The following is a 23254-nucleotide window of genomic DNA, read 5'->3' as shown; positions in this document are numbered from 1 at the left end:
GAAAAGGCTAAATTTAGGTAACTCGCTTAAAATGGAATGTAAGTTTGATAGAAGGAATATTATTTGTGGTTCCCACAGTGATGGCATTATTTATGGCATCACTGCTGTTTTTTGTCAGTCGGACAGCCAAGAAGTTTGATAGCATTTTTGATGAGCAGCCCGCACTGTGGTGGGCGGCAGGCTTTTTATTACTCGGCTGTGCCTGGTTACAGGCTTCTCTTCTTGCCATTAACGGACAAACTCCTGGCCCGCTGTTAACCTTCATCAATAATATTATCTATAGCGCACCGACTTTCCTTTGGCCTTACGGCGTATGGAAACGCAACCGCATGGGATTTGCCTGGCATTGGTTTTTGTCTCTGGTGGCCATTCAGGTAATTAGCCTGTTCAGCTATACTTTCGTGGACGGTGATTACGCATCGCGCATTATACTTATTCATGGTATCGGTGCTTTGATGGCACTGCTCACCATTGCAGCTATAGTGCGCTATCCACAGACCCGCTACGGCGATCGTTTGTTGATTCTCGGGTTTAGCCTCTACCTGGCTTACAATTTATTAACTGCCTTGGTGTTTGTCTCAAACCCTTCCAACAGTTTGTTTGATGGTGCGGGACAGGCGGCAGAGTTACTGACGCGACTTGCACCACTGGCCTACGTACTATTAGGCGTATGTTTTCTCGGTGTCATGCTACTTGATGTCATTCAGGAACTGTCTGATAAATCACGTCACGATTACCTCACCGGATTATACAATCGCTTTGGTTTTGAGCTGGCTTACGAAGATGCCTTGGATAAGGCGGAGCGGATTGATACCAAAGGCATGGTACTGGTGATGGTGGATCTGGATAAGTTTAAAGCTATCAACGATAAGCACGGCCATAGCATTGGCGATCGCGCACTAACCTGGTTTAGCCATTTGTTAAAAACCAGTTGCCGTAAATCAGATGTAGTAGGGCGTTTAGGTGGTGACGAGTTTGTGATCCTGATGTGGGATTGTGAGCTGACTCAGTGCCAGGAGTTTCTGCAACGGTTTAGTCGACGCTGCGAGCGCTCACCAGTGCCGGGATTGTCTTTTCCTATTTTTGTCAGGGCTTCGTTTGGCACTTGCAGGGTCACTAAAGGGATACCGCTGGATGAGACTATAGCCTTGGCGGATAAGGACCTTTACACCGCAAAACCGGCAGAACAATAAGAGCTTCAGGTCAGGGATTTTTTCACAAAGTTTTTAATGGCTTCCTCTACTCTCAAGTAGTTGAAGGGTTTCAGGATAAAACCGAGCACGCCCACTTCCACTGACGCTAACACATTCTCTTTGGAGGCGTTACCACTGACCATCACCGCTTTGCAATCGGGGTAATCGGATTTGATGAGGCGCAATAGTTCCAGACCACTGCCGTCAGGTAATTCGATATCCAGAAAGGCCAGGTGAATATTGTTTTTTTCCAGTGCCTGTTTGGTTTGCGCCGCATTGGCAGCCTGAAACACATTAACTTGAAACTTAAAGTTATTGTTATTGAGCACACTCTGGATTAAACCACGCAATAACTCTCTTGTGGTATCCACATCATCTACAATCAAAAAATTAATGTTTTTTTGCATTGTTTTGTTCCTTGCCATAATGGCGCATTAGCTCGATAGCCAGCGGTGCTTTGTCGATAATAGTGGCAAAACCTTGCTTGCGAATGTCATCATACATCAGTGTAACCAGCTGATTCAGGTGGTCCAGTGTAAAGTTACCACAGAGACCTTTGAGTTGATGTAATACTCTCTCTGCAGCTTGTGCATTTTGTTGTTCGACTGCCAGCTCAAGTTCCGCCGCGTAGGTCGGTAAGCTAGCGATAAATTTTTCCTGTAAACTCGCGTAGTCTTCCAGGTCGGCAACGGAAGTCTTTGTACTAGTCGTCTTAACCGGAAGGTAATACGCCAGGGTGCGATAAAATTTGTCGCGATCGATGGGTTTACCCAGCCAAGTATTAAACCCCAACCGTTTGTATTCAGTGATGTCTTCTGCCATAACATTGGCTGTCAGTGCGATCACGGGGGTATTGTAGCCCACAGCGCGCAGGATATTGATGGCCTCTTTGCCATCCATGACTGGCATTTGTATGTCCATTAATACCAGATCATATTCTCCAGCAAGAGCCGCCTGGTAACCCTCTTCGCCATTGTCTTCAATGTGATATTCAATGCCCATGGCGCTCAAATTCTGACTGATCAACAGTTGATTCATCTCATTGTCTTCCACCATCAATACACTACCTTGTAATGGTTTCCAGTTGTCCATGTCGCTGAGATCACCGGGTAGCTCAGCTTCGTAGAAACAGGCCTCGCATAGGATAGTGAGTATGAATTCTGAGCCTCTATCTGGTGTACTTGAAACCCGGATATCACCCCCCATCAATCTGGCCAAATTGCGGGAGATGCTCAAGCCTAAACCAGTACCGCCAAATTTTCGGGTAATACTGGAATCTGCCTGAGTAAAAGGTTTAAACAATTCACCAAGCTTGCTCTGTTCAATACCGATGCCGGTATCTCTGGCGATAAAAGTTAGCTGTTTTAGGTCGCCATCGAATTTTACATCTAAGCTGATGCGTCCTTGCTCGGTGAACTTAACAGCATTACCTAACAAGTTCATCAATACCTGTCTTAAGCGCGTTGCATCGCTGGCGATCTCTAAAGGGATGTTATCATCAAGGTGGATATCAAAATGCAATCCTTTATCTTTACAAAAACCCTTATAGATAGAGTCAATTTCATCCAGCATTTGATGCAGTGAAAATCGGGCGTTGGAAACGGTTAGTTCACCCGATTCGATTTTAGAAATATCCAGCACTTCATTGAGCACTGTTAACAAATGACGACCATTGCCGATGATATTGTTGATGCCGGTTTCGGCTTCGAGGGGGGATAATATACCCGCTTGAATGTTTTCAGCAAACCCGATGATGGCTGTGAGCGGTGTGCGTATTTCGTGACTCATGTTGGCAAGAAAAGCACTTTTTAGTTTACTGGCGGCAAGGGCTTCATCCCGGGCTTTTTCCAGTTCAGCAGTGCGTGCCAGCACCTTTTCTTCTAACTGCTGGCTTAAGGCCTGTAATTCCTGGTTCTTTTTGTAAAGCTCCAGGGATTTTTCTTCCAACAGGCGCTCAGCCTCTTTTCTGGCCGACTTAACGCGCTCTAGTCTGGCTTTGGGCACCATGTCAGACATGAGTGCGACTCCGTTTCCTTAGCGATATAACCTAAAAGGTAGCCGTTAGTGCTAAATTATTAAACCCCCGTACCAGATTTGTGTGAGCCGATGCAGTCATTGTTCGATGACGTCACTCTTTGATGCGTCCAAAATGGGATTTACTCAGGTGTTAAATCAAGCCATGCCAAGGTTGTTCCGCAGACTCTTCGGGTTTACTATTTTAATAAGTAACCACTTTTCTTTTGTAAAAGCGAAATAATGATGGATTGTAAAAAATGGCTGTTATTCGCAGCTTTGTTGCTAAACGGATGTGCTTCCATGAATCAAATGGAATGCCAAACCGCTGATTGGCGAGCGATTGGATTTGAGGATGGCAGCTCAGGGAAAAATCAGTCTGTGATTAGTCAGTACAGGAAAGACTGTGCCGAACACGGCATTACTGCCGATTTGCAAGCCTATCGAGAGGGACACCATGATGGCTCTGTGCTGTTTTGCACCGAAATCAACGGTTTTCGCTTGGGGGCAATGGACCGAGATTATCAGCAGTCCTGTCCTGCTGAGTTAGAGCCAGAATTTTTAGCAGCCTATCGAGATGGTCAGTCTCTAAACCAAGCGGAACAGGCCATGCATGCTGCTGAAAATGATATCAACCACAATCAACAGCAATTAATCACTATCGCCCAGGAAATCGAACAAAAGAATGATGAAATGGTCGCGGATGGTTTAACCAGAGAACAGCGTATCCAAATTCGTGACGAGATAAAGCAATTGCAGTTTGAATATGTCGAGGTCGAGGGACTCCAGGAAGAGTTACACGCTATACTAGATGAGCAAGCCGCACACTTTCATCATGTTAATGAAACTATGAAAAACAAGTATCCGCTTGCTGATCTATAGCCCGGGATGCTCCTTTCTGACTGCATCCATCAGGAACTTGCTGCGCCCTTGTGCCAGATTTGTGTGGGCTGATGTAGTCCGGCGTAATAACAAAGTTCACGGGGATGCTCGATATTCCACAGGGTCAAATCAGCTTGCTTGCCAGGCGTGATAGTGCCAACGTGGCCTTCCATACCTAACGCTTTAGCAGCATTGAGGGTTACTCCTAAAAGTGCTTCTTCAGGCGTCAGACCAAAAAAGTACAGCTCATATTCAGCATCAAAGGCAAGGATGCAATCGGTGAGGAGCCGGGGTTAAAGTCAGTGGCGACTGCCATAGGTACCTTGTATTTGCGCAGCAGCTCAATCGGAGGTTTTTGGGTTTCTCGCAAGAAGTAGAACGCACCGGGTAAAATGGTAGCAGCCGTATCGCTTTGTGCGATAGCGGCAACGCCAGCTTCATCCAGATATTCGATGTGATCAACGGAAAGCGCGTTTAATCCGGCAGCCATTTCACTGCCGCCCAGATTGCTCAGCTGTTCTACATGGGCCTTGACTTTCAACCCTAATGACTGAGCTTTAAATAACACCTTGTGGCTTTGGCTCAAATTAAAGCCAATACCCTCACAAAAGACGTCCGCAGCATCAGCTAAACCGGCGTTTGCCACCATAGGTAGCATCTCTTCGCAAACTAAATCGATGTAGCCATCGGCGTTGTCTTTAAACTCAGGGGGCAGCGCGTGAGCACCCAAAAAGGTGCTTTGAATATTGAGGCAGTTATTCTCCTTTAAACGCTGTATCACGCGCAGCATTTTTAGTTCTGTGTCGCTATCGAGGCCATAGCCAGATTTGATTTCCAGAGTGGTCACGCCTTGTTGTTGCATTGCTCTCAGGCGCTTTGTTGCTGAGCTATACAAGCTTTCTTCGCTTGCTTCTCGGGTAGCCCGCACGGTATTCATAATACCACCACCGGCATGCGCTATTTCTTCGTAAGACACGCCTTGCAAGCGCTTTTCAAATTCATCAGCGCGATTGCCACCAAATACCAGATGGCTATGACAATCGATAAGCCCCGGCAATAACCACTGCTGTTGACAGTCTTGTTTGGGGTATTGCTGGTATTGTTCTGGTAGCTGATTGGCTGCACCGCACCAGGCAATTCGGCCTTGCTCTATCACCACAGCGGCATCCCGCAGCAGGTCTTGCTCGGCAATACCTGTTTCCATCGCTGCGAGATTCAAATTGTGTAATACCAGTTGCGTGTTTGCGTCTGTATAGGAAGTGTTTGAATTCATTAGCAATGTCCATCAAAGGCTGAGTTATGAGGCCCATTTTGCGAAAATTAACTTGTATATACAAGTTGTTTGTGAGAATTTATTAAACATGACTGTTAGTAAATATCTACAGATTAAGCAGCACTTACTGCACAACATCGAATCAGGCCTGTGGCCTGAGTATAGTCCCGTGCCATCAGAAAATGCCCTGGCGGAGGAATTTTCTGTTAGCCGCATGACCGCCAGAAGGGCGCTACAGGAATTGGCTGAGCAAGGTGTGATTGTGCGCAACCAAGGTGCGGCATCCTATGTGGCGAGTTTAAAAAGCCAGTCGTCTATGCTGGCCATTCGCAATATCGCCGATGAAATTGTAGAGCGAGGGCATGAGCATAAAGCGCAGGTGTTACAGCTAGATAAAGTCATCGCTGATCAAGTGGTGGCGGCCAACCTTGGCGTATCTCCAGGCACGGAAGTGTTCCACAGCGTGATATTGCACTTCGAAAATGCCCAGGTATTGCAATTAGAAGAGCGCTTCGTTAACCCCAAAGTGGCACCTGACTATCTGGCGCAAGATTTTGAGCGCCAAACCAGTCACGATTATTTGTCGCAAAAATTACCCCTTACCGAAGCCGAACATTTGGTGGAAGCCGTTGTGCCGGACTCGGAATTGCAGGAACTTTTACACATTCAGGAAGGAACCGCTTGCTTACGCGTAACCCGAAGAACCTGGTCTAAAAAGGCTTCGGTGAGTTACGCCATATTGACCCATCCCGGTGACAGGTACCGTTTAGGCAGTCATCTGACCTTCGGTTAAGCCGGCCAAAGAGATTAATAAAGGTGAATCATATGAACAATCGTCACGACCCTACACGAGTGATACGCGCCCCGAAAGGCACAGAAATAACCTGTAAAAGCTGGCTAACGGAAGCGGCCATGCGCATGCTGATGAATAACCTGGACCCGGAGGTGGCAGAGCGCCCGGAAGATCTGGTGGTCTACGGTGGTATTGGCCGTGCTGCGCGCGACTGGCAGTGTTTTGATAAAATCGTAGAAGTACTACAACGCCTGGAAGAGGACGAATCGCTGGTAGTGCAATCGGGTAAGCCTGTTGGCGTTTTTAAAACTCATGCCAATGCACCGCGTGTGCTGATTGCCAATTCTAACCTTGTACCTCATTGGGCTAACTGGGAACACTTTAACCAGTTGGATAAAGAAGGTTTGATGATGTACGGCCAGATGACGGCCGGTAGCTGGATCTACATTGGTAGTCAGGGCATTGTTCAGGGTACTTACGAAACCTTTGGTGCCGTAGCACGCAAACATTTCGATGGTGTTGCTTCAGGTAAGTGGGTACTCACTGGTGGTTTAGGCGGTATGGGAGGAGCGCAACCTCTGGCGGCGACTATGGCTGGTTTCTCAATGATTGCAGTTGAATGTGATGAAACCCGTATCGATTTCCGTCTGCGCACCCGCTATGTGGACAAAAAAGCCACGTCGCTAGATGAAGCATTAGACATGATTAACAACACTGATAAGCCAATCTCTGTTGGCTTGTTGGGCAATGCCGCTGATGTATTTGCTGAACTGGTTGAGCGGGGCATTACACCCGATGTCGTTACCGACCAAACTTCTGCTCATGATCCATTAAACGGTTACTTACCGCAAAACTGGACTATGGAATACGCAGCGCAAATGCGTACACAGGACGAGGCTGCTGTGGTAAAAGCCGCCAAGCAATCCATGGCAGTGCAAGTACAGGCGATGTTAACCCTACAAGAGCGCGGTGCCGCTACCCTGGATTACGGTAATAACATCCGTCAGATGGCAATGGAAGAAGGCGTGGAAAACGCCTTTGATTTCCCCGGTTTCGTTCCTGCCTATATTCGTCCTTTATTCTGTGAAGGTATCGGACCGTTTCGCTGGGCTGCGCTCAGTGGCGACCCAGAAGACATCTACAAAACAGATGCCAAAGTAAAAGAGTTAATTCCGGATAATCCACACCTGCACAACTGGCTGGATATGGCCAGAGAGCGTATCCAGTTCCAGGGATTGCCGGCGCGTATTTGTTGGATTGGTTTAAAAGATCGCGCGCGCATCGCCAATGCCTTCAATGAAATGGTGAAAAACGGTGAACTCAGTGCGCCTGTTGTTATTGGTCGAGACCACCTGGACTCGGGTTCGGTAGCCAGCCCTAACCGCGAAACCGAAGCCATGTTAGATGGCTCTGATGCCGTATCGGATTGGCCATTGCTCAATGCCTTATTAAGCACTGCGGGTGGTGCAACTTGGGTGAGTTTGCACCACGGTGGTGGTGTTGGTATGGGCTTTTCACAACACTCGGGTGTGGTGATTGTCTGTGATGGTACAGAAGAAGCCGGCGAGCGGGTGCGTCGCGTACTTTGGAATGACCCGGCTACGGGGGTTATGCGTCATGCTGATGCCGGATACGACATTGCCATTAATTGCGCTAAAGAAAATGGCTTGGATTTACCCATGCTAGATACTGGCAGTAAGTGAGGCCTGATTATGAATGACTCCATGATTGAATTAATGATACAACCGGGCAAATTAACCCTGGCGCAACTACGTGATGTAGTAACTCAGCCCGTACATTTGTCGCTGGACAGTAGCGTGCAGGCGGCGATTACGGCATCTTCTGACCAGGTAAACAAAGTCCTGGCATCCGGGCAAGTGGTATACGGAATCAATACCGGGTTTGGCCTGTTGGCCAATACCCGCATTAAGCCAGAAGAGCTGGAGCTATTACAAAAATCCATCGTGCTTTCCCATGCGGCAGGTACGGGCGATTTAATGAATGATTCCACCGTGCGTTTAATGATGACTTTAAAAATTAATGCTCTGGCCCGTGGTTTTTCTGGTATTCGCCTGCAGGTGATTGAAATGCTAATGGCATTGGTAAATGCTGAAGTGTATCCCTGTGTGCCGAAAAAAGGCTCGGTGGGAGCCAGTGGCGATTTAGCTCCGCTGGCTCACATGAGTATGCCACTGATTGGCGAAGGTCATGTACGCTATAAGGGCGAAGTGATTTCCGGCGCCAAAGGCCTGGAGATTGCAGGTCTTGAGGCCATCAATCTGGCGCCTAAAGAAGGTCTGGCATTACTCAACGGCACTCAAGCCTCTACTGCTCTAGCGCTGGAAGGTTTGTTCCACACTGAAAACCTATTTAATGCTGCCATTGTGGCAGGTGCAATGAGTGTTGAGGCGGCGGTGGGTAGCCGCGTACCTTTTGACGCACGCATCCATGAAGCACGTGGTCAAAAAGGTCAAATCCACGCTGCTGCCCTGTACAGAGAACTGTTAACGGAAACGTCTGAAATTGGCGACTCCCATCTGGAATGTGACAAGGTACAAGATCCTTATTCTTTGCGTTGTCAGCCTCAGGTGATGGGTGCTTGTTGGGATCAGATGCAACATGCTGCGCAGATCTTAACGACCGAAGCTAACGGGGTAACCGATAACCCACTGGTATTTAATGAAGACATTATCTCAGGTGGTAACTTCCACGCCGAACCTGTGGCATTTGCAGCGGACAATCTGGCGCTGGTTATCGCCGAGATTGGCGCTTTATCGGAACGTCGCACTGCCTTGTTGATTGATAAAAACCTCAGTGGCTTACCCCCGTTTTTGGTGAACAATGGTGGTGTGAATTCGGGCTTTATGTTGGCTCAGGTTACGGCAGCAGCGCTGGCATCTGAAAATAAAACCCTGGCGCATCCTGCTTCGGTGGATAGTTTGCCCACTTCTGCTAATCAGGAAGATCATGTTTCCATGGCGACATTTGCTGCACGACGTCTGTCGGATATGGCGGAAAATAGCCGCGGTATTGTAGCAGTGGAGCTACTGGCTGCGGCTCAGGGCATTGACTTCAGAAGACCACATAAGACATCGGAAAAACTGGAACAGGCCTACGCTATCGTGCGCGCCAAAGTGCCGTTTTACGATCACGACCGCTACTTCTCACCCGATATTGGCATGATGCAGGATGTGATTGAAGCGGGGAGCTTTAGCGCGTTAGTGAGCTAGTTTTAAACGCTACAGCGATGTCGGGAAAAGGCCATAGTGTAATTTACTGTGGCCTTTTTTATTATGGATATCACTGTCGCATTTTTAATCAGGTTTGCCTGTTATTACGGTGATAATCAAAATCACAACTGTTAAGGTTGCTAAGCCTATTAACCAAGGCAATTTTAATCCGAATGCACTAGCGAAGATTAGAGCGATCGCCAAACAGGAAGCGAGTGCAGCCCATTTTCGGTTATAGACTTTCTTGCTTTTTTTCAACGATTTCACGCTATTACTCCCGGGCAGAAACAATTAACTGCATCTAACTAGACTAATTGGCTATGGCGCAAAGCTGTAAATCAGCCTAGATTTAAATTTCAGGATTGTAAACAGCTGGATAAACAATGAAGTTTAAAACCATATTATTGGTGGATGATGAGACCGCCATCACATCAGCCATCACCAGAGTTTTGCGCGGCAAACACACTACTATTATGACTGCCAATAGCGGCCAACAGGCGTTGGATACGTTGGCTGAAAATAACGTCGACATTATTATCTCCGATCTTAGTATGCCGGGCATGACCGGTAACGAACTCTTTAGTCGTGTTGCCCAGGAATACCCAGAAACCATTCGCATCATGTTAACTGCCCATACGGACATTAATCTGGTGCTGGAAGCGGTGAACAACGGGCGAGTTTGGGGTTATTTACAAAAGCCCTGGAATAATGACGAATTACGCATTTTAGTGGAGCAGGCCAGCCAGATGCAGGATGTGCTGGCAGAGCGCAGCATGCTCAAACAAACGTTGCAGCGTTATCAGAAAAAACAGCGGCCTACTTTTGAAGGTTTCATCGGTGATTCCATCGCCATGCAATTTGTTTACAACGCCATAGAACGCGCAGCTCCGAGCAATGCAAGTATGTTTTTAACCGGTGCCAGCGGTACCGGTAAAGAAGTGGCTGCCGAAGCGATACACAAACTAAGCAAGCGCAAAAACGCGGCTTTTGTGGCGCTAAACTGCGCAGCAATTCCATCTGAACTGATGGAGTCTGAAATTTTTGGTCATGTAAAAGGGGCGTTTTCTGGTGCCCTATCTAATCGTGATGGTGCGGCAACCATGGCCGACGGTGGTACTCTTTTCCTTGATGAATTAGGCGAAATGGATATGGCGCTGCAGGCGAAACTACTGCGTTTTATTCAAACCGGTGAGTATCAAAAGGTGGGCTCAGATAAAACCGAACGAGCTAACATTCGTTTTATCGCCGCCACCAACCGCGATCCGCTGCAGGCGATTGCCGACCAGGTACTTCGAGAAGACTTGTACTATCGACTGAATGTGATTTCCATCGATCTGCCACCGTTAAAAGAACGAGACCAGGATCCGTTGCAAATTGCCCAGTATTTCCTGACCCGGTTTAGCGAAGAAGAAGAGAAAATCTTTGCGGGTTTTTCTGCCGATGCGGAGATGTTGCTAACCCAGTACGATTGGCCCGGTAACGTGCGGCAATTGCGCAACCTCATTCACAGTGCCGTGATCATGTCTGATGGCCCCATTATCGGTAGTGAAGAGTTGGGACGACAATTGAAACTGGATAAAACCAGTATCAATAACCTCAGTGTCGCCTCTCCTGTTGGCACGTCGGCAAGTATGCCCGTAGCTGAGTTTGCCCCGGATAACCCACTGTTGGGTGCCGCATCTGAAGCTGTGTTTAATATTGAACCGCTGGCCACCACCGAACGTCGTGCCATCGAAAGAGCCATTCAGCATTTTGATGATAATGTGGTGCAGGCAGCCAATGCTCTACAAGTTAGTCCATCGACTCTGTACCGTAAAATGCAGTCCTGGCAAGAGGAAAACTAGTTGTCTGGCTATTCGCATCTTGCGAATAGCCACCGTCTGCACATTGCAAAACGCGAATGGTTTTTGGTCGGTCATTAAAAATAACAAATAAAATCAATAACTTGTAAAATATAAAAAGTTGGAACGCATCTTGTAATCCCTTGAGCAATGAACAAACATTGTTAACAGGCGATTTCATGCAACGCGCAATTAAGGCCCTTAAAAATAAGCTTTCTACCACCCAGCATCGCAATGTGCTGAGTATGATTGGTGCTGAAGCAGTTGCTAAGTTATCTCGCATCGTTACGCTGTTAGCGATGGCGGCATTTTTAGTCCCTGCGCAATACGGTTCTGCGATGTTGGCACTGGCTTGCCACGACATGATTCGATTAGTTCTGCGCTGTGGGGCGGGCTCGCAGCTGGTGCAGTGCTCTGATGACCAACTGCCGGCATTCGCTAAAAACGCCGTGGTCATGCAGGTATTGTTGAGTGTTACACTCGCTGCTCTTCAGTACACATTGGCAATCTTCTTGGGGGAGTTTTATAACAACCCTGAACTTAAGCAATTATTGCAACAGTTATCTGCGGTTTACTTGCTATACCCGGTAGTGAGTGTACGGGTGTTCTTATTACAGCGCAGCAATAAATTGGGATACTTCGGTTTTTGCAACGGCTTATGTGTTAGCATCGAAAACCTGTCAATCGCTCTGTTACTTTGGCTGGGTCAGGGCATCGAAGTGGTGGTCTACGGTAAATTTATCTATGCCATTTTATGGATTCTATTGTTCATACGCGTACCGGTAGCACAATATGGTATTGGTTTCGATTGGCAGATTTTCAAAAAGCTTCTGGCTAATTCCAGTAAATTACTGCAATCGGAATTATCAAGAGCACTGCGTATAAATGCCGATGTGTTGATTGCTGGAAAACTACTTTCTCCTGAAATCTTTGGTATTTACAGTTTTGCCAAAAGTGCCAGTATTGCCGTCAGTCAGGCGTTCAGTAATGCGGTGACTACCGCGCTTTACCCTCAATTTTGTGTGATGCAGCGCGATGGTGTCCAATCAGATTCCGTTAAAAATATTGTTTTGCTGATGGGGTTAGTTTGTGCGCTTTACGCGACACAAGCACTACTGGCACCTTTCTACATTCAATGGGTGTTTGGCAATACCTGGTTGGCATCGATACCTGTCGCCGTTTGGTTGTGTATTTCAGCGATTCCGATTTTTCTCATCGATATGGTTTGCGTGGCACAGCGAGCGGCAGGAGCTTTCACTCTTGAATCCCATGTACGCCTGGCGCACCTGAGTGTCTTGGTGGCCAGTTTGTGCTGGCTCAAACCCGAATCGCCGCTGGCGCTGGCCCAGGTGATGTTATATGCCAGTAGTTTCTGTTTGTTGCTCAGTTTGAGCTGTGTAAAACCTTCTAAATTAAAACAAGCCAAAGCACCGCTTTGCGACACAATGTAATCTGGAGAATCTTATGACTCAGCAAAATTTATCTTACTCTTGTCCTGTGGTTTCTGTGGTAATCCCCATGTACAACGTGGAGAAGTACATTGCTACCAGTCTTAAATCGGTGCTGGCACAAACCTGGCAGCACTTTGAAGTGATTTGTGTGGATGATGGCGGTAGCGACGATACCCTGGATATCGTTAATAGCTTTAATGATCCAAGAATCCGTGTGGTGTCACAAAAGAATCGCGGTTTGGCAGGTGCCAGAAATACCGGTATCGCTGAGGCGCGTGGTCACTACGTGGCACTGCTGGATGCGGACGATTTCTGGGCGCCAGAAAAGTTGGAGCAACACGTTTTGCATCTCAATCGCAATGAGCAAGTGGGTATCAGTTATAGCGCCTCTTGGTTTGTGGATGAAGATGGCAATTCAATGGGCATTGGTCAGTTCCCTAAACTCACCGACGTGGATGCCAAGCACATTTTTTGTCGTAATCCTATTGGCAATGGTTCGGCCCCGGTTATTCGTCGAGAGCTGTTGGAAGAAATTAAAACCAGTCGTTGGGAAGGCAGTCATCTTCGACATTTCTGGTTTGATGAACGCCTGCGTCAGTCAGAAGATATCGAGTTTTGGCTGCGTGTTGCGCTCAACACCAGCTGGACCTTTGAGGGGCTGGCAGAACCTCTGACGTTTTACCGAGTTAATGCTGGAGGATTATCGGCTAATCTGCAAAAGCAATTTGCTAGTTGGCAATTTGCCGTGCAGCAAAATACCGAAGGTCATGAAGAATTTATGCAACAGTGGCAATCACTGGCTGAAGCATATCAGTACCGCTACCTTGCCAGACGCGCGGTGCAATCAGGCAACGCCAAAGAAGCCATCCGTTTATCCTTTAAAGCCATACGCACTGATTATCGCGTGGTGGCAGAAGAGCCACAGCGTACTTTTTTAACTTGCGGCTGTGCTTTGCTAAGCGTATTGCCACAATCGTTGTACAGCAAGCTGGAGTCCTGGTTTATGCACAACGTACAGCAGTTAAATTATGGTAATAAATGATCTTAAATCTATGGGGATTGTTTTAGAACGGACGCTAATCGGTGTCATTTACGAACTTTGGTTGTGTAATAAGCGCTATTGGCCGTTTATTGTGTGTACCGGATTGCTGTGCATTACCTGGTTATCACTGAAGCCACCTTACGTGGGGCCACCCGGTATTCCGGGTATCGACAAAGTTCAACACTTGCTGGCCTGGGGCATGGTGGCCTTGCCCATCGTTGTAGCCAAACCCAAGGGGGTATATGGATTCTTACTATTACTCTGGCTCGCTAGTGGCTTGATTGAATGCGTTCAGCCTTATTTTCAGCGTACTTTTGATGTGCTGGATTTATTGGCAAATGGCACAGGCATTGCGCTTGCCTTGTATGGTGGCGAGCGCGGTGTGATTCGAGTGATGCAGCTACTGACTCGCAAATGCGAGTGCAGTATTTAGCTGCCTTAGATAAACCTTTAAGCTCGTTGTTTTTAGCATAGGTGTTCCCCTCTCTCTTGCGACACTCTCTCATTCTTAAATTCATCATGTATACCATTGAGCTGCTGATGTCAGTCCGAGTGTTAAGATGGCACTTGCGCTAGCGTTGTTTCCCAGTTAGCTTCTTACTCCTAAAAATAATAAGCAGCTGAAAACCCTATGCCTCAAATCAATGTTAATGGCGCCAACCTGTTTTACCAGGAGACAGGCGCAGGAAAGGAAACCATCGTATTTTCTCATGGTTATCTGATGAACCACACTATGTTCGCCGGTCAGGTGGAACGACTTCAGGAAAACTACCGCTGTATCAGCTTCGAACATCGTGGCCATGGCCAGAGTGAAGTGACCACATCAGGCTATGAACTAGATAATCTGGTAAGCGATGCGATTGCCTTGATAGAGCAACTGGATTGTGGTCCGGTGCATTTTGTGGGTATGTCCACAGGTGGCTTTGTGGGTATGCGTATCGCACTGCGTCGTCCGGATCTATTGCGCTCTTTGGTATTAATGAGCACGTCTGCAGAAGACGAACCGCAAGCCGCATTGCAGAAAAATACCCTGCTGTTAAAAACAGTGAAAAACCTGGGCTGGTGGCCGGTGATTGGTAAAGTATTACCTATGATGTTCCACAGCAGCTTTTTGAAAGTGTCGGGCAACAAAAAAACGGTGAATTACTGGAAGCAAACCGTCACTGAACAGAATAAAAAGGCCATGGTGGCCTTCGGCGAAAGTATCTTTAGCCGAGACAATGTGTTGTCCCAATTACAATCGGTTTCTATGCCTGTGGCGGTCATGGTGGGGGAGTTTGACGTATTAACACCACCTGAGTGTTCACAACGTATGGTGGATAACATTCCCGGAGCGCGTCTTTTCACCATTGCCGATGCAGGCCACAGCGCTGCAATTGAAAAAGCGACGGAAGTGGCTGATGCCATGGAAGAGTTTTACGCCGGTATTAAATCGTGATTTCGAAACTATCGTTTTTTGGCTCACAACCATCTCGTTTAAAAACACGTTAAAAAAACAACAAAACATCCAATACTGATGTTGTTTTTTCGGGGCGCCGGAGCGCCTTAAGGAATGCTGCCTGCGGCACTCCTTAAGAATCCTCCGTAGCCCTTGACACGCAAAGCGTAATCGTCGTATTCAGCACAACAATGACCATCAATGCCAGCACATCCCTGTGCTGGCATTGATGATACCAATAAATAGCTCTCAAAATGCGCTCAGCGACATCCCAGCGAGCTTAGTTCGAGGCGCGTGATTGAAACAATACTGGTGGTCTTATGAATATCGCGCAAAGCTTCCCGCATCCTGCTCTCGCCCCTTACCAACATCCATGTTGGCAACAAAGAAATAAGCCGCTGGGGTGTCGTCTTAGATGGATTTGAAATGATTTTATCCTGCGTTAGATGTTTTTGATTTGGAGCCACCAAACCTGTAAACATCTGCCTTGCCTAAAAGCATTTCAATTTCCACTGAGTAGCATTCTGAGGGCTACTTATTGGTATGGGTATCATCCCTGATACCTCTCATTGTTGTGTAACCTGAATACTTTGGTTACTGGGTGTAAAGGGAACCCTAAATCCGACTGCGAACTGAACAATGAGAAGGTTTTTAGAGCTTGCTATATAATGAATTGCATGATGTAACTCCCTTTAAACATATTTAGTCTTTAAACCAGTCCCAGATACCTAGTGAGTAGCCATCAAACAGGTCGATTCCCAGTGCGGATTTAAGCAGATATACGACTAACAAACCCATTAAGGACAACCCCAGTACAAAGCTGATGGCAAAAGCCAACAATAATAATGCGGCCATGTATTGTTCTTGTTGGGAGATAGCTCGGCGGTTACGACCCACTAAAAAAACCAGGTAAAAACTCCAGGGGATAAAGGGGAATTTTAATGTGGGGCGAATATCAACAGAGTGCAATCGCCCGCCGCGTACACCAATGGCTTCCCTAAGACCAAATAACTGTTCGGTACTAAAGCTACTGGCAATATTGGCAGGCATGCGTTTTAGTAGACGCTGAATGGCCGGGTCGTCACCGGGGTGCTCCGTTGGATTTGCTACTGTTACTGTCATAAACGAGTCCTGTTCTGCGCCGGGCCGAAGTGTTACCTGGCGTTTTATAACGATATCGATTAGCGAGGTTGCGGTGTCGCAAAAGATAATGCTTTGTGCACCAGGTTAACTACGTTCTTAACCCGCCATTGGCACCAGTAGCGAAATTCACTGGCAAAGTACTTCACGCGGTCAGCTACGGGAAACTGGAACTTACCATCATTGTTGTACACGAACATGTCATCGGCTTGTTTGAGCCAGTTGTCTGCTTTGCCATTTTTTAAATGAAAAAAGCTAAATGGATTGTTGATGCGGATCTGATTTCTCGCTTTGATCTGTTCTGGCGTTCGCTGGGCGTAGTGTCGACAAATCGGAGCCTTGTAATAAAAGCGCTTGCAAAACGGTGGTAGGCGACCAGAAATGTTTTCCGACCACTGCTGATTTTGCTTGTTTTTGAAAAAGCGCGGCTCACGCCAGTTAATGCGATAGTGGCGGCGGCGCTCAGTTACTGGTAGTGATTTGTCTTCTTGCTCATAGCCCGCCATGTCTTTATCGGTAAAGTAAAATTGGGCTTGCCACACTCTGAGCATGTCATAACCTTTGCGGTCTGCCTCAGACAACAGGGGTTTAGGATCTTCGGTGAGCATTTCATCGGCATCCAGGATATACCACCAGTCGTCGTCTGTGTATTTGTGATGGAACATGTTGTACACCCGATTGCGCAACTGGTTTTTAAACACTTCATCGCTGTGGGCGGCGATTTCAATTTGCTCGTGTTGTTGTGCCAGCTCCAGAATGGTCTCCCATGTGCCATCAGTGGAACCATTGTCAAAGACATAAATGCGATGACAGAACGCAATGGCGTTTAACAGGGTTTCTGCAATGACATCGCCTTCGTTTTTTACCATACAGATTGCATTGAGTTTCATGTTTGTTACCTCGTAAAATTGTTTGATGAAATCGATTCTCGCGATATCACAGTGCGTTTGATTTGCTTAACGAATATTGTGCCTGTTTCAAATAGCTGAGGGTTAATAGCCCCCACTTGTGTTTGGCTTTCAGGTTACAGCGAGTATCCGCCAGCAGTTTTCGAGCAGAGCGAAAACGACCTTTATAGATATTCAGCTTTGCCAGATGACAAAGGTGGGCAGCGCTGTATTTATTCACCTGCTGCGCCACCACTTTTTGGTTCAGCCGAGCTACCTGGTGTTTTAAGCGTTCGCTGAAGGGACATTCCTGCTCTGGTACCCAAGTGCTGGTGGCGCTGTTTTCAGCATCGCGACGATACATTAGGTGTATGTTAGGGCTGTAGGCAATAGGTCCATACATGGCTGCGCGGGCAAAAAAGTCTTGATCTTCGCCAATGCGTTCACCGGGAGGAAAACCACCAATGCTGTCTACCAGGGATTTCTCGATGACCGCCGATGAAATCATAAACGGCAGATCGCCAGAGGCTGCCACTTCAAAATAGTTGCTCAGTAATACACCTTGTGGATCGAGCCCTTCTAAATTGATCTTGGCGTCTACGTACTTGTCGCCGTCGATGCACTGATAGCGACTTGCAAAAAATTTGCATTGTGGGAATTTCGCAATTAGCAACTGCATCTCTTCCAGAAAAAAGGGCAACCAGGTATCGTCGGCATCAAGGAAGGCCACATACTGATTACGGGCTGCCTTAATGCCGTTATTTCTGGCCACCGACACACCCTGATTCGCCTGACGAATAATGCGCACATCAGCAATGTTGGCTTGCTCGACAATGGCGACGCCGTTGTCGCTGGAACCGTCATCGATAATGATAATTTCATCCGCAGGCACGCTTTGCGCCTTGATAGATGCGATGGCATCCAGTATGTGGTTCGCTTTATTGTAAAGCGGGATGACGACTGAAAAATTTTGGTTGTTCATCTTGCTTACTCCAGTTTGCTTCTGAGCGTTCAGTGGCGGTTTCAACCGGCAACTGTGCCATTGGGAAACCCGTTTCTAACCCTTGTTCAATGGCATTGAATAAACCGCGTTTTGAGAACTGGTTGATGTCAAATCGCATTGCTTGCGGTAATCCGATTTGCTCACACCACTGTTCGCATTTTGGGTGATAATTCAGTGCGATACTGGGGGTTTTACTCATATATGCAAAAACGTTGCCATGTAGGCGCATGCTCACCATAACTTTAAAATGAGAGATCACTTGCATGACTTTTAATGGGTTGCTGTTGTAGGGGATCGTCGATACCGGAACCCGGCCACGCAGCTGTTCACAGATCAACTTAGTAAGCTGTCCATCACCTAGCTGGGCATGACCGTTAAAGTTAATTAACGTGATACGCTCACCGGTGCGACGCCACAACGCTTCGATAACCTGACTAAGGTCACGAGCACGCTGTTCTTCTTCAAATGGATCGGTATTGCCAAAGGCGTCTTTGGCTACTGGACACACGTTGAACAATATCCCCTGACGCGGCCCTTGGTTAACTTTAAACTGCGGGTGTTTGCACAAAGATACCGCTAAATCGAAGCTCAGTTTTACGTTGCAATCAGGCGTGATTGCTTTAGCAATGTCATAGCTTTGCTGATCCCGCACGGCCACGAAGCCCACCTCACGCAGAAACTTTGCACAAGCTTGTTCTGCCTGAGTATCTTTGAACGGCCCAAGGCTTACGCCGAGTGCTTGAGAGCGTTTTTGTCCGGCGAGTTTGATTAGGTGGCGTTTCTGGTTGATATCTGTGGCGTTGTGAAACACGCTACCGCCGCCAAAGATGACCCGTTTACTGGCCAGGGCATGGCGATACTGAATAACGCGATTCTGGCCACGCCAGTTTTGCGTTTTGCGCAATGTCTTCGCAATTTGCAAATCATCACAGAGCTTGATGTCGCGCATACTGGACACGGCAATCTTGTTGCATTGCAGATGTTTCCGGGCGCCGAAATGAGTGGCTAATAACAGGGCGTCATCACCGCAATTTTGCATGCCGTAGTAACCTACAAGAAAGGCGTCTAAGTGTTTAAACATGTTGTACTCCGCTAGATTTTAATTGTTGTTCAGATTGATTTTGTTTACTGCCAGAGCGCTCTTCTCTGGTCAGTGTATTCAGGGGATTAAATGCCATACCTATCCACAGCAACGCGGGCCAGTAAAGGTAGGAAAGAATCTCCAGGTTCTCGAAAAAGCTGTAACAGATAAACACAGCTAGCAAGCACAATGCCGTTTGTGCAATTTTTGAGACTTGAGAATAAATAAACAGATAAATAGCGCTGATAAACATGGGGATAGCCAGTGCCAACAAGCCTACCAGGCCTTTGACGAACAACAGTCCGTACCAGCTATGATGAGAGCCAATGGGCATGCCTTCTACTAACTTCGGGCCGCGCTCAACGACGCCATGCCCAAACCAGTAGGCTTCGCTCTCCCAACGCTGAATGGCAATAGTAGCCAGCGCTTGACGAACTCGGGTAGAACCGGGACGAGACTGCTTAACTTGTTCGTAGGAATCCAGTACGAACTCCAGAACCGGTTGTCCCAGTACCAGAATCAGCGGTACCACAAACCCTATCACCAGTAAAAACCAAGGCTCTCTGAACTTATCGGAAAATACCACCATAGGCCACAGGCAGATAAAGATAGCCCAGCCAGCACGTGACTGACACAGCAGGCACATGGCAGTTGCGCCCAGAATACCGCGGGTACGCCATGTCTTATCTTCTTCTTGCAGACAAATCACCAGATAAATACAGGCCAGTAAGCCTGCAGCCGGCGCCCAAGGGCCGAAGAACTGCCAGCGACCGCCACCGGTTTCCGGATTTAAACCATACAAAGACACAGTAAAAAAATTAGGACCAGGACCACCAACAATTTGCAGTGGTGAAACGAATAACTCACCAGGTAAACGCAGCATATACGCGATAAAGGTAAAGGCACTGAACAAAAAAGTATGCCAGCCGAGAATACAAACACCGCGAATAATGAGTTCTTTGCGCAGTGGTAATACGGCACCTAAAAAGATGAATAATGCGATAAGCGCCCAGCCCTTTGCCCAGCCAATGGTAGACTTGATGGTTTTCCCCATACCTAAGCCCCAGTTGGCGTGACCTGCCCACAGTGCAATCAGCATCACCAGCATTGCTATTATCCATAGCCATGCCATGGCAGGGACACTGCGGTGGGTGTTCTGGTTGCCTTCAACAAACAGACGTAGCAGCAGGGCTGCTAGTATCAGATAGCCCAACACTGAGCCAGATACGTACAAACCACCGAGGAAGTAAATCGGGTAAGTGGCCACCAGGCCAAACCAGATTAATCTCTCTTCAGTAGTAACTGGATTAATGCTTTGCGTTGCCATAATACTATCAGTCCAAAAGTGATGAAAAAGACACCGAATAAACCTGCCGCGATAGCGATAAGCGGATTAGGGCTGGTTTGTTGGATCGGAAATGACGGGGTGGTTAACATCTGCACCACCGGGTAAGACGCGAATACATCGGCCTTGTTGGCTTCTAATCTGGCCGCTGCAGAGGTATAGACCGCCTCAGCTAAATCAAATTCCTTTTGTAAACGGTCCAGCTCAGCCACTTCACGAGCATAAACCTTAAGTTGATCGGTTAAGTGCAGATGAGAGCGTTTTAAGTCTTGTAGCTCTGATACTTTGCCCTGCTTTCTGGCGAAGGAATCAATTAAATCTGCGAACAGTTGCGCGCGCTTGGGGTTGTTATCCAGGTGCAGTGTCGTGAACAAGTTAGTGGCTTCGACACCCGATAACTCGCCACCGCGCTGAATCAAAGACGCTTTAGCTACGTTAACTCGGCCGGTTTCAGCAATAACCTTAGGGTGTTTGTTACCCCAGCGAGAACGAAATTCACTCAACTGCGTTGTGGCTTGAGATAACTCTGCGATGTAACCTCTGAATTCCGGGTCCGACTGCAACATCAGGGCTTTACCCGCTAATCTGGGTGATACCTGAAGATCGAGACTCAACTGCTGGATGTAGTCTTCCAGTTCGACTAATTCTGATTGCACGTACAACTGCTTCTCGTTGATTTGAGCCACAGTTGAAATCAGCTGGTCCATTTGGTCTTTGGATACCAATAAGGCGCGCTGCTGGAAATCCACAATTTCGCCACGAGCAAAGTTGGTTCTTTCGCGGTATTCCGCCAAAACATTTTTGATACTGGCATCACGACGTGCGACTTCGTCGGCACGTAGATGATCCAGCTCATCTTGTAATGCTTCGTACAACGCCCAAGCTTTCAATTGCGACTGGTCAGACGATGTGCCAGTAATACTGATTGAGATAATTGAAGTCTGCTCAGTCAGTTTGATTTTTGGCTCTCCGAATTTCGCCAGTGGTAGGTTGGTTTTTTCTGCTGCACGCTTTAACACACCGCGGCTAGACAACATTTCTTTGTAGTTCACCCGAGGGTTAAAGCCGCCGGCACCAAAAGGAGCAGAGGTTTGTGATACCACCTGGCCTACTTCGTTCAGGCTCACATTACTGCTGGACCCCGTACCAGGTAAAACCAGGTCCATTTCGCTTTTAAATTTAGGCGACTGCGCCAGATACAAAGCCACTAATAAAAAAGTGAAGGCATAACCCATGGCGCCAGTGGTGATATAAGGCCAGCGCAAGATGCGGTAAACATGTCCGCGGAAGCGGTCCCAGGCAGTTGGTATTTTTATCGCAGTACCCATGACGGTGTCCTCCACTAACTCAACTTAAAGTAAACGAAACGGTGCGGTGATTTGTACGATGGCAGATGCGATGTCTCTTAAGTTGGTCACTGAAGAGTCATAACAGGCTACGGCGTCATTAGGCATCAAATAAGGATTGATAGCCTCGCGATTACCGAAGCGCATTAATTGCTCGACAGAGCGCTCTATCACCTGAGTTTCGCCAGTGATGGGGTGCTTGCTGGCCAGTACGATTTTACGCGGTGCATTTGTCCACTGTTTACCACCGACGCAGTTCGCTGAGATGGCGGCTTGCAACAAACGTGTTCCATATGGGATGTTAGTGGCGTAGCGGCCAATACCTGCGCTGGCATTGTCTTCAGCTGAGTCCGTCAGGTTTGACATAAACACACGAAAGCCTTTTGGCGTAATTTGGCTTGGACGCACCAGATGTGCCTGAAAGCATCCTGTACTAGGGATGATGACTTGATCACCGGCCACTAACGGATAGTCTTGTACTGGTTGGCCGGTAAGAATGCCTGTTAAATCCACTTCTACCTGCCAGCCTTTGCGGATCAATACCACCTGGTCTAGTTTGGCATCAGGTCTGATACCACTGGCGGCACGAATTGCCTCAGATAACAAACGTGTAGGAGAGAAGTCGCCGTGTGCGGCTAACTTTTCATCCATCACTGCATTAGGATGTTTTTGGTTGATCAGTACACGTCCCGGTTGGAATACCGCACCTGAAACGCTTACTTCAATACCGGCCCAATTTAATACCTGTAAATTAACCAGCGCTGTGGAAGGTTGAAAAATCTCTGCTCTGATCATCTCCAGTTCAATATCTTTAGCCACCTGCCAGGTGTTTTTACCAAAAGCAAAAATCGGCTGGATAAGCGGAATATCGATGTAGCCAGATGCATCCACCACATAACGACCATTAAAGCCATCGCCATTGTCGATAACCAGTTCCAGCATGTCGCCCGGACTCAATGGGGTGCCGAATTCACGGGCATTCTGAATGCCGTTGTGTTGGCTGATCAGGCTGTTGTTCAAGGTTAATGGTTTGTCAGAACGGTAATTCAAAGGCGCGGCAAAGTCTTCGCGAGCAATACATTCTTTACTGGTGGCAAAAAGGTGCTCAGGGCCTTGCTCATGAATGAAGTGCGTACCATTCTCGCCGGGCTGACCATAAAAAGGGTGCGCCACGGTATCTGGTGCGGGTAAAGAATGGTGTTGCGCACAACCTGTCGTTAACAGAGTGGCTGCTGCCAAGATGCCGCTGATAACTGATTTTGAGAATGGAAACTTTTTCATGGTGATTCCTGCTAT

19 protein-coding genes and 1 pseudogene are annotated in these 23254 nt (G+C 47.5%); 10 read left to right on the top strand and 10 right to left on the bottom strand.

Annotation, left to right across the window (positions count from 1 at the left end; all coding sequences use genetic code 11):
* Positions 1 to 44 precede the first annotated feature (44 nt).
* Positions 45 to 1193 (top strand): GGDEF domain-containing protein, encoded by a 1149-nt coding sequence (locus AABA75_RS19195; protein ID WP_338294343.1) that lies wholly within the window; start codon positions 45 to 47, stop codon positions 1191 to 1193.
* A 5-nt stretch (positions 1194 to 1198) separates the two neighbouring features.
* Here AABA75_RS19195 and AABA75_RS19190 read toward each other — a convergent pair whose 3' ends face one another.
* On the bottom strand, positions 1199 to 1600 hold the full coding sequence (locus AABA75_RS19190) for a response regulator (protein WP_338294342.1): 402 nt from the start codon (positions 1598 to 1600) through the stop codon (positions 1199 to 1201).
* Positions 1584 to 3209, bottom strand: coding sequence for an ATP-binding protein (locus AABA75_RS19185; protein WP_338294341.1), 1626 nt, complete (start codon positions 3207 to 3209; stop codon positions 1584 to 1586). Before AABA75_RS19185 ends, AABA75_RS19190 begins: the two co-directional genes overlap by 17 nt.
* Before the next feature lie 240 nt (positions 3210 to 3449).
* On the opposite strand from AABA75_RS19185, the gene AABA75_RS19180 reads away from it, so the two are divergent.
* Complete coding sequence (locus AABA75_RS19180; RefSeq protein ID WP_338294340.1) at positions 3450 to 4088, top strand: DUF2799 domain-containing protein; 639 nt, start codon at positions 3450 to 3452, stop codon at positions 4086 to 4088.
* Between the two features lie 29 nt (positions 4089 to 4117).
* On the opposite strand, the pseudogene hutI reads toward AABA75_RS19180, so the two are convergent.
* Positions 4118 to 5361 (bottom strand): annotated as a pseudogene (gene hutI / locus AABA75_RS19175) (imidazolonepropionase).
* A gap of 88 nt (positions 5362 to 5449) precedes the next feature.
* On the opposite strand from hutI, the gene hutC reads away from it, so the two are divergent.
* From hutC to AABA75_RS19135, 8 genes are all read left to right on the top strand, one after another.
* Complete coding sequence (hutC, locus tag AABA75_RS19170) at positions 5450 to 6154, top strand: histidine utilization repressor (protein WP_338294339.1); 705 nt, start codon at positions 5450 to 5452, stop codon at positions 6152 to 6154.
* Positions 6155 to 6186: 32 nt separating this feature from the next.
* A complete protein-coding gene (gene hutU / locus AABA75_RS19165; protein WP_338294338.1) occupies positions 6187 to 7857 on the top strand; it encodes a urocanate hydratase in 1671 nt (556 codons plus the stop codon).
* A gap of 21 nt (positions 7858 to 7878) precedes the next feature.
* Entirely contained in the window at positions 7879 to 9384 is a 1506-nt protein-coding gene (gene hutH / locus AABA75_RS19160; RefSeq protein ID WP_338294891.1) for a histidine ammonia-lyase, read from the top strand.
* A gap of 383 nt (positions 9385 to 9767) precedes the next feature.
* Entirely contained in the window at positions 9768 to 11228 is a 1461-nt protein-coding gene (locus AABA75_RS19155; RefSeq protein WP_338294337.1) for a sigma-54-dependent transcriptional regulator, read from the top strand.
* Positions 11229 to 11404: 176 nt separating this feature from the next.
* The gene (locus tag AABA75_RS19150) at positions 11405 to 12676 is read left to right on the top strand and encodes an oligosaccharide flippase family protein (protein WP_338294336.1); all 1272 of its coding nucleotides are present in this window, start codon (positions 11405 to 11407) and stop codon (positions 12674 to 12676) included.
* Positions 12677 to 12689: 13 nt separating this feature from the next.
* Positions 12690 to 13718 carry a glycosyltransferase family 2 protein gene (locus tag AABA75_RS19145; RefSeq protein WP_338294335.1) on the top strand — a complete coding sequence of 343 codons (1029 nt, stop codon included), beginning with the start codon at positions 12690 to 12692 and terminating at the stop codon, positions 13716 to 13718.
* Positions 13705 to 14151 (top strand): VanZ family protein, encoded by a 447-nt coding sequence (locus AABA75_RS19140; RefSeq protein WP_338294334.1) that lies wholly within the window; start codon positions 13705 to 13707, stop codon positions 14149 to 14151. The genes AABA75_RS19145 and AABA75_RS19140 overlap by 14 nt, the downstream gene beginning before the upstream one ends.
* Positions 14152 to 14349: 198 nt before the next feature.
* Positions 14350 to 15156, top strand: a complete 807-nt coding sequence (locus AABA75_RS19135) for an alpha/beta fold hydrolase (RefSeq protein ID WP_338294332.1) — start codon at positions 14350 to 14352, stop codon at positions 15154 to 15156.
* 702 nt (positions 15157 to 15858) lie between these two features.
* Here AABA75_RS19135 and AABA75_RS19130 read toward each other — a convergent pair.
* The 7 genes from AABA75_RS19130 to AABA75_RS19100 are packed head-to-tail and all read right to left on the bottom strand — an operon-like array spanning position 15859 to position 23239.
* Positions 15859 to 16278, bottom strand: coding sequence for a hypothetical protein (locus tag AABA75_RS19130; RefSeq protein WP_338294331.1), 420 nt, complete (start codon positions 16276 to 16278; stop codon positions 15859 to 15861).
* A gap of 59 nt (positions 16279 to 16337) precedes the next feature.
* Entirely contained in the window at positions 16338 to 17186 is an 849-nt protein-coding gene (locus AABA75_RS19125; RefSeq protein ID WP_338294329.1) for a glycosyltransferase family 2 protein, read from the bottom strand.
* A gap of 46 nt (positions 17187 to 17232) precedes the next feature.
* Positions 17233 to 18165 carry a glycosyltransferase family 2 protein gene (locus AABA75_RS19120; protein WP_338294328.1) on the bottom strand — a complete coding sequence of 311 codons (933 nt, stop codon included), beginning with the start codon at positions 18163 to 18165 and terminating at the stop codon, positions 17233 to 17235.
* Complete coding sequence (locus AABA75_RS19115; RefSeq protein ID WP_338294327.1) at positions 18122 to 19267, bottom strand: polysaccharide pyruvyl transferase family protein; 1146 nt, start codon at positions 19265 to 19267, stop codon at positions 18122 to 18124. Before AABA75_RS19115 ends, AABA75_RS19120 begins: the two co-directional genes overlap by 44 nt.
* A complete protein-coding gene (locus tag AABA75_RS19110; protein WP_338294326.1) occupies positions 19260 to 20594 on the bottom strand; it encodes an O-antigen ligase family protein in 1335 nt (444 codons plus the stop codon). The genes AABA75_RS19115 and AABA75_RS19110 overlap by 8 nt, the downstream gene beginning before the upstream one ends.
* Positions 20549 to 21940: a GumC family protein gene (locus tag AABA75_RS19105; protein ID WP_338294325.1), complete on the bottom strand. Its 1392-nt coding sequence runs from the start codon at positions 21938 to 21940 to the stop codon at positions 20549 to 20551. Before AABA75_RS19105 ends, AABA75_RS19110 begins: the two co-directional genes overlap by 46 nt.
* 24 nt (positions 21941 to 21964) lie before the next feature.
* Positions 21965 to 23239, bottom strand: a complete 1275-nt coding sequence (locus tag AABA75_RS19100) for a polysaccharide biosynthesis/export family protein (protein WP_338294324.1) — start codon at positions 23237 to 23239, stop codon at positions 21965 to 21967.
* Between the last annotated feature and the right edge of the window lie 15 nt (positions 23240 to 23254).

Source organism: Planctobacterium marinum, from assembly GCF_036322805.1.
Classification (GTDB): domain Bacteria; phylum Pseudomonadota; class Gammaproteobacteria; order Enterobacterales; family Alteromonadaceae; genus Planctobacterium; species Planctobacterium marinum_A.
Note: the sequence above shows the minus strand (reverse complement) of the source record. Positions and strands in the feature narration are given on the sequence as shown.

Bases quoted from the DNA above. Each gene is read 5' to 3' on its own strand.
- AABA75_RS19190 (WP_338294342.1), bottom strand. From the start codon at position 1,600: ATGCAAAAAAACATTAATTTTTTGATTGTAGATGATGTGGATACCACA.
- AABA75_RS19185 (WP_338294341.1), bottom strand. From the start codon at position 3,209: ATGTCTGACATGGTGCCCAAAGCCAGACTAGAGCGCGTTAAGTCGGCC.
- AABA75_RS19180 (WP_338294340.1), top strand. From the start codon at position 3,450: ATGATGGATTGTAAAAAATGGCTGTTATTCGCAGCTTTGTTGCTAAAC.
- hutC (WP_338294339.1), top strand. From the start codon at position 5,450: ATGACTGTTAGTAAATATCTACAGATTAAGCAGCACTTACTGCACAAC.
- hutU (WP_338294338.1), top strand. From the start codon at position 6,187: ATGAACAATCGTCACGACCCTACACGAGTGATACGCGCCCCGAAAGGC.
- hutH (WP_338294891.1), top strand. From the start codon at position 7,879: ATGATTGAATTAATGATACAACCGGGCAAATTAACCCTGGCGCAACTA.
- AABA75_RS19155 (WP_338294337.1), top strand. From the start codon at position 9,768: ATGAAGTTTAAAACCATATTATTGGTGGATGATGAGACCGCCATCACA.
- AABA75_RS19150 (WP_338294336.1), top strand. From the start codon at position 11,405: ATGCAACGCGCAATTAAGGCCCTTAAAAATAAGCTTTCTACCACCCAG.
- AABA75_RS19145 (WP_338294335.1), top strand. From the start codon at position 12,690: ATGACTCAGCAAAATTTATCTTACTCTTGTCCTGTGGTTTCTGTGGTA.
- AABA75_RS19140 (WP_338294334.1), top strand. From the start codon at position 13,705: ATGGTAATAAATGATCTTAAATCTATGGGGATTGTTTTAGAACGGACG.
- AABA75_RS19135 (WP_338294332.1), top strand. From the start codon at position 14,350: ATGCCTCAAATCAATGTTAATGGCGCCAACCTGTTTTACCAGGAGACA.
- AABA75_RS19130 (WP_338294331.1), bottom strand. From the start codon at position 16,278: ATGACAGTAACAGTAGCAAATCCAACGGAGCACCCCGGTGACGACCCG.
- AABA75_RS19125 (WP_338294329.1), bottom strand. From the start codon at position 17,186: ATGAAACTCAATGCAATCTGTATGGTAAAAAACGAAGGCGATGTCATT.
- AABA75_RS19120 (WP_338294328.1), bottom strand. From the start codon at position 18,165: ATGAACAACCAAAATTTTTCAGTCGTCATCCCGCTTTACAATAAAGCG.
- AABA75_RS19115 (WP_338294327.1), bottom strand. From the start codon at position 19,267: ATGTTTAAACACTTAGACGCCTTTCTTGTAGGTTACTACGGCATGCAA.
- AABA75_RS19110 (WP_338294326.1), bottom strand. From the start codon at position 20,594: ATGGCAACGCAAAGCATTAATCCAGTTACTACTGAAGAGAGATTAATC.
- AABA75_RS19105 (WP_338294325.1), bottom strand. From the start codon at position 21,940: ATGGGTACTGCGATAAAAATACCAACTGCCTGGGACCGCTTCCGCGGA.
- AABA75_RS19100 (WP_338294324.1), bottom strand. From the start codon at position 23,239: ATGAAAAAGTTTCCATTCTCAAAATCAGTTATCAGCGGCATCTTGGCA.